This window comes from Falsiroseomonas oryzae (genome assembly GCF_027856955.1).
GTDB lineage: Bacteria > Pseudomonadota > Alphaproteobacteria > Acetobacterales > Acetobacteraceae > Falsiroseomonas > Falsiroseomonas oryzae.
Map to the genome: position 1 here is coordinate 1 of NZ_JAPSMD010000809.1, position 1265 is coordinate 1265.

The window sequence follows — 1265 nt, forward strand, 5'->3', positions numbered from 1 at the left end:
GGCCGCGACGGCGGTGCCGGCCATCCCGGCGGCGCTCGCCAGGAATCCGCGGCGCGAGGTTGCCGCGCGCCCGAAGGCGGACGGCCCGCAGAAGAAGCACATCGTCGTTCCTCCCCGGGGCGGCGGCGCCGCTCCCCGCCGCGATCCTGCGCCGGCCGCGCAACCGTTTGCAACTGGCCTGGCGCCGGGCGTTGACGCCGCGAGAGGGCCGGCGCATGGCCGGCGCCGAGGAGCCTTCCGACATGACCGACCGCGCCGTCATCGGCATCCACCCCGCCTTGCGCGACGACATCGGCGATCTGGTGACGCGCCGCCCGTTGCCCGGCCCGGGGCTGGACCAGGTGGACCCCTTCCTGTTCCTGAACCACCACGGCCCGCAGACCTTTGCGCCCGGCAACCAGGGCCTGCCCTTCGGCCCGCATCCGCATCGCGGCTTCGAGACGGTGACCTTCATCCTGGACGGCGAGCTCGCCCATCTCGACAGCGGCGGGCATGAGAGCGTGATCCGCGCCGGCGGCGTGCAGTGGATGACGGCGGGACGTGGCCTGGTGCATGCCGAGATCTCGCCGGAGTCCTCCCGCCGCAGCGGCGGCCCGCTCGAGATCCTGCAGCTCTGGGTGAACCTGCCGGCGCGGCTGAAGATGACCGAGCCGGCCTATGTCGGCTTGCAGCGCGCCGATATCCCGGCTCTGCCGACGGATGGCGGCCGCGTGACGGTGGAGCTGATCGCCGGCGCCTGGGAAGGGCGCGAGGGCCCGATCCGCTCGCTGACCGGCGTGCACATGGCGGTGCTGCGCTGCGCTCCGGGCGGACGGCTGGACGCGCGGGTGGCGCCGGGGCGCAGCGTGTTCCTCTACGTCGTGCGCGGCGCGTTGGAGGTCTCGGGCCGTTTGGTCGAGGCCTTCCACCTGGCGACGCTCGACGATGCCGGCGACACCGTGCCGATGCAGGCGGGGGAGGGCGGGGCCGTGGTGCTGTTCGGCCATGCCGAGCCCTGCCGCGAGCCCGTGGTGGCGCATGGTCCCTTCGTGATGAACACGCGCGAGGAGGTCGCGCAGGCCGTGCGCGACTACCAGGCCGGGCGCTTCGGGGGCCTCGCCGTCCGCTGAGCGCGCGCGGCGGCGTGGACAGCGTGCCGGTGCCGCCGCATCGTGCCTGTCATGAGTCAGCTTCAGGACGCGGCGCGTCTCGGGCCGCCGCCCGGTGCGCGCGTGGCGGTGACCGGCGGCGCGGGCGGCATCGGGCGCGCACTGGTCGGCGCGCTG

General features: G+C 74.9%; 1 protein-coding gene. It reads left to right on the plus strand.

Annotated elements, in window-relative coordinates:
- The first annotated feature begins 242 nt into the window (after positions 1 to 242).
- Complete coding sequence (locus OZN99_RS31875; protein ID WP_270939198.1) at positions 243 to 1109, plus strand: pirin family protein; 867 nt, start codon at positions 243 to 245, stop codon at positions 1107 to 1109.
- The last annotated feature ends 156 nt before the right edge of the window (positions 1110 to 1265 follow it).

Excerpts from the sequence above, each read along its gene's own strand:
- OZN99_RS31875 (WP_270939198.1), top strand. The coding sequence starts at position 243 with ATGACCGACCGCGCCGTCATCGGCATCCACCCCGCCTTGCGCGACGAC.